The sequence below is a fragment of the Tardiphaga sp. genome (assembly GCF_025356345.1).
Lineage (GTDB): Bacteria > Pseudomonadota > Alphaproteobacteria > Rhizobiales > Xanthobacteraceae > Tardiphaga.
Genome location: NZ_JANXTC010000240.1, coordinates 1 through 4294, shown reverse-complemented (window position 1 = coordinate 4294; position 4294 = coordinate 1). Strand labels below are relative to the sequence as shown.

The following is a 4294-nucleotide window of genomic DNA, read 5'->3' as shown; positions in this document are numbered from 1 at the left end:
GATCGCGCCGGTACGTCCGCGCACCTTGGTTTCAGTGGCGTCCGGCATCAGCCGGCGCACGTGACCGTAGGGCGAAGCGTCGAGATTGAGTTCGTCGACCTGGTGCTGCGCGAAATATCCGACCGAGAGTTTCTCCGCGCGCGTGACATGGCCGGAGAACGGCGCCAGCCTGTTGGCCAGCAGTTTCACCAGCGTCGATTTGCCATTGCCGTTGGAGCCGAGCAGGGCGATGCGGTCCGCGGTGTCGATGCGCAGCGTGACCTTGTTCAGCACGGGATGCGCGGGATCATAGCCGACCGAAACGTTGTCGACGGCGAGGATCGGCGGCGACAGGATCTTTTCCGGCGCCGGAAACACGATCTCGCGGACGTCCTGGTTGACCAGCGCCGAGATCGGCTTCATCCGCTCCAGCATCTTCATGCGCGACTGTGCCTGTCGGGCTTTTGACGCCACCGCCTTGAAGCGATCGACGAAGCCCTGCAACCGGGCGCGCTCTGCCTCCTGGCGCTTGACGTTCTTGGCGTCGAGCATTTCCTTGTTGGCGCGGAATTCCTCATAGGCCGAATAGGTGCCGCGATAGTGCACCAGCTTGCCGCGGTCGAGATGCAGGATCTGGTCGACCGAGGTGTCGAGCAGATCGCGGTCATGGGAAATGACGATGACAGTGCGCGGGTAATTGGCGAGATGGTCTTCCAGCCACAGCGTGCCTTCGAGATCGAGGTAGTTGGTCGGCTCGTCGAGCAGCAGCAGGTCGGGCGCCGAAAACAACGTCGCCGCCAGCGCCACGCGCATGCGCCAGCCGCCGGAGAATTCCGAGCAGGAGCGTTCCTGGTCGGCGGTCGAGAAGCCGAGGCCGCTGAGGATGGCGGCGGCGCGCGACGGGGCCGAATGGGCGTCGATATCGACGAGGCGGGTCTGGATTTCTGAGATCCGGTCCGGGTCGGTGGCGGTCTCGGCCTCCTCGAGCAGGGAAGCGCGTTCGAGATCGGCCTTCAGCACCACCGAGATCAGGCTTGGCGGGCCGTCAGGGGCTTCCTGGGCGAGGCTGCCGATGCGCCAGCGCGGCGGAATCGAGATGCTGCCGGTTTCCAGCGGCAGGTCGCCGCGAATGGCATGGAACAGGGTGGATTTACCGACGCCGTTGCGGCCGACGAAGCCGACCCGCGAGCCCGGGGTGATCTGGGCGGAGCCCTCGTCAATGAGCAGGCGTCCGGCGATCCGGATCGATATGTCTGTGATTGAAAGCATGCGGGGTGTCACCGCTGCAGCGCACAAAGGCAACCCCGATTCTAACCAATATGCCGGCGAAGGCCGGTATTCCCGACTAGAGGGCCCCGTTGCGATGGTCCTGTCGCTGCATCTCGTCGAGCAACACCTGCAGCCGCGATGGCAAATCACTCGCTTCCGGCCGAAGGCTCTGCCGCAGTCGCTCGCCAATGGCGTTGCAGATCGACGCGCTGGTCATGCGGTCGATGGTGGCCTCGCTCCTGTCGATTCGTTTTTGCATTCTTTGTCCGGCCTTGCCCGTGCGGTTGAGTAATGAGGCAAGTCGTGCCGTCCGGATTTGTTTCAAGATTTATCAAGTTGGGCGATTTTTGGTCAATAAAGGTGAAATTGGCCCTACCAATGGTATCCCGCCCTATGACGGGTGGGATACCATGGCTGCATCAATAGCAGCGGTTGATCACGCGCCAGCGCGGACCCCACGGAGTGGGAACCAGACGGCGAACGTAGCAGCCGCCACCGCCATAATAGCCCGGACCGCCCGCGAAGAAGCGCGGTCCGCCCCAGCCACGGTGAAAACCGCCGCCGCCATGCCAGCCGCCACCATGCCAGCCACCGTGACCACCCCATGCGGAAGCAGCGGTCGGGGCCAAAGCGGCTGCACCCAGCGAAGCCGCTGCAACCAACGTCAATGCCAATTTGCGTAACATTGTCTTCTCCTCAATTCGGCGCCGCGGCGCCTGCGATCGTCTCGCCCCGCGATCTACCGAACGGGGCGCGCTTAACGGCTAAAAACTAGTGCCGGTGCGCTGAACGGAGCCGGGACGACGCTGTCAGGATTGGTTCATGTTCATGAAATCGTTGTCATCTTCGGATACGCCGCGATTGACCTGCGCGGCACTAAGCGACGTTCGGTCTGATCGCTTGCTGATCCGGGGCTGCGTCGATATAAGCGCCACAATCTTCCAACGACTGTTTTTCAAGGATAAATCATGGCTATCGAGCGTACCTTTTCGATTCTGAAGCCCGACGCGACCGAGCGTAACCTGACCGGCGCGATCAACGCCATCATCGAAAAGGCCGGTCTGCGTATCGTCGCGCAGAAGCGCATTCACATGACCCGCAAGCAGGCCGAGACGTTCTATGCCGTGCACAGCGCGCGCCCGTTCTTCGGCGAACTGGTTGATTTCATGATTTCCGGCCCGGTGGTCGTACAGGTCCTGGAAGGCGAGAACGCAGTCCTCAAGCATCGCGACGTGATGGGTGCCACCGATCCGTCGAAGGCTGCCGAGGGTACCATCCGCAAGGTGCACGCCAAGTCGATCGGCGAAAATTCGGTTCACGGTTCGGACGCCGTCGATACCGCCGCGCTTGAGATCGCGCAGTTCTTCGCCGGCAACGAGATCGTCGGCTAAGCAAAAGATTATCCCGGGATGCGCCGCCATCGGCGCGTCCCGGTATCAAACGACAGAATTAATACTGGGGGCGCGCTGTGGACTGGTTGCTGCACATCTTTGATCCGGCGACGATCAAATCGGTCTTCGTTCAATTTCAACAAGAAATGCAACAGCCGGCGTTCTGGCTCGCGGTCGGCAAGATCATCTGGATCAACGTGCTGTTGTCTGGCGACAACGCGCTGGTGATTGCGCTGGCCTGCCGCGGCCTTGAACCGAAGCAGCGGCTGTGGGGCATGATCCTCGGCGCCGCCGCCGCGGTGGTGCTGCGCATCATCTTTACCGGCGTCGTCGCGACGCTCATGGAACTGCCCTACCTCAAGCTGCTGGGCGGTCTGGCGCTGATCGTGATCGCCGCCAAGTTGCTGGTGCCGGAGCCTGAAGAAGAGGACGGCGTTCACGCCGCCTCGCACCTTTGGGCAGCGGTGCAGATCGTGGTTGTCGCCGATATCGTGATGAGCCTCGACAATGTTATCGCGGTCGCGGCCGCCGCCAATGGCAGCGTGCCGCTGCTGATCCTCGGCCTGGCCATCAGCGTGCCGTTGATCGTCGCCGGTGCGGCGCTGATCATGGCCTTGCTGACCAAGCTCCCGGTTCTGGTCTGGCTCGGTGCCGGCCTGCTGGGCTGGGTTGCCGGCGAGGTCATCGCGACCGACCCGGCCATCCTGCCGCTGGTTCACCACCTGTTCAGCGGGGGACTGGGCAGCGGTCTGGACAGCATGATGACCTCGCTCAGCCTCGGTACCCGCTTCACCGGAGGCGGCGATGGCGGTGAGGCTGTTTGCGGTCTGATCGGTGTCGTCGTTGTGCTGGCGGCCGGTACGCTGTGGCGTCGCCGCAGCCAGCACGCCCAGGTCGAGCCCGCGGTCTGACGAAGGCTCGATCGCGATTGGGTAATCCGGGGTCCTGGCGAGCCGTCGCGACGGCTTGCACGGCCGAAATTTCCATGCTGGAATTTCTGCGCAATCGGATTCAGGCCGTTCGACTGTGCCAGGCTTAACGACACACTCAGCAGATCCCGAAAGCCGGCTTGTGGCGCGGCACGCATCACGCGTGGCCGCGTCTTTTTTGTAGCTCACGGAGGAGACAGGCGATGCAGAAGGGCACCGTCAAATGGTTCAATCCCACCAAGGGGTATGGCTTCATCAAACCCAATGTCGGCGACAAGGACGTGTTTGTTCACATTTCCGCCGTCGAGCGCGCGGGGCTCAGCACGCTCAATGAAAACCAGGTGGTGGAATACGAGCTGGTGGAAAACCGCGGCAAATCGTCGGCGGAAAATCTGAAAGTGTCGTAACACGCTGTGAAGCCGCACCCGCGTCCCGGACGCGCTGCGGCATTCTTATGGCGCTGCGCAGGGGCGGGATCCCGGTTACTCAAGTATCGGGACCCGGGCTCTGCGATGCCACACTTCGTATCGCATCGAGCCCGGGGCACAAGTCCTGAGTTACAAAGTTGCCGAAGCGATCAGGCCTTCTTCTTCTTCGCCGCTTTCTTGGCCGGCGCGGCCTTTTTGGCGATTGGCGCCGGCGTCTTCGCTGTCGCGGGTTTCACCGGGATCGGAGCTTCAGCGGCGATGCGCATCGACCTGGCATAGCTGTCGGCGGTGTTGTCGG

At 62.6% G+C, this 4294-nt stretch carries 6 protein-coding genes; 3 read left to right on the top strand and 3 right to left on the bottom strand.

Annotated elements, in window-relative coordinates; genetic code table 11:
* The 3 genes from Q0S16_RS14655 to Q0S16_RS14645 form a co-directional block, all read right to left on the bottom strand.
* On the bottom strand, positions 1–1248 hold a 1248-nt coding region (locus Q0S16_RS14655), incomplete at its 3' end, for an ABC-F family ATP-binding cassette domain-containing protein (RefSeq protein ID WP_295849473.1).
* A gap of 76 nt (positions 1249–1324) precedes the next feature.
* Complete coding sequence (locus tag Q0S16_RS14650) at positions 1325–1507, bottom strand: hypothetical protein (protein ID WP_295849471.1); 183 nt, start codon at positions 1505–1507, stop codon at positions 1325–1327.
* Between the two features lie 160 nt (positions 1508–1667).
* Positions 1668–1934, bottom strand: coding sequence for a sulfur globule protein precursor (locus Q0S16_RS14645; protein ID WP_295849469.1), 267 nt, complete (start codon positions 1932–1934; stop codon positions 1668–1670).
* 282 nt (positions 1935–2216) lie between these two features.
* On the opposite strand from Q0S16_RS14645, the gene ndk reads away from it, so the two are divergent.
* The 3 genes from ndk to Q0S16_RS14630 all read left to right on the top strand — a co-directional run bounded on the left by ndk (position 2217) and on the right by Q0S16_RS14630 (position 3975).
* Positions 2217–2639, top strand: coding sequence for a nucleoside-diphosphate kinase (gene ndk, locus Q0S16_RS14640; RefSeq protein WP_295849468.1), 423 nt, complete (start codon positions 2217–2219; stop codon positions 2637–2639).
* A 77-nt stretch (positions 2640–2716) separates the two neighbouring features.
* On the top strand, positions 2717–3550 hold the full coding sequence (locus tag Q0S16_RS14635) for a TerC family protein (RefSeq protein ID WP_295849467.1): 834 nt from the start codon (positions 2717–2719) through the stop codon (positions 3548–3550).
* Between the two features lie 221 nt (positions 3551–3771).
* Positions 3772–3975, top strand: a complete 204-nt coding sequence (locus Q0S16_RS14630; protein WP_295849465.1) for a cold-shock protein — start codon at positions 3772–3774, stop codon at positions 3973–3975.
* Positions 3976–4294 lie beyond the last annotated feature (319 nt).

Excerpts from the sequence above, each read along its gene's own strand:
- ndk (WP_295849468.1), top strand. The coding sequence starts at position 2,217 with ATGGCTATCGAGCGTACCTTTTCGATTCTGAAGCCCGACGCGACCGAG.
- Q0S16_RS14650 (WP_295849471.1), bottom strand. The coding sequence starts at position 1,507 with ATGCAAAAACGAATCGACAGGAGCGAGGCCACCATCGACCGCATGACC.
- Q0S16_RS14645 (WP_295849469.1), bottom strand. The coding sequence starts at position 1,934 with ATGTTACGCAAATTGGCATTGACGTTGGTTGCAGCGGCTTCGCTGGGT.
- Q0S16_RS14630 (WP_295849465.1), top strand. The coding sequence starts at position 3,772 with ATGCAGAAGGGCACCGTCAAATGGTTCAATCCCACCAAGGGGTATGGC.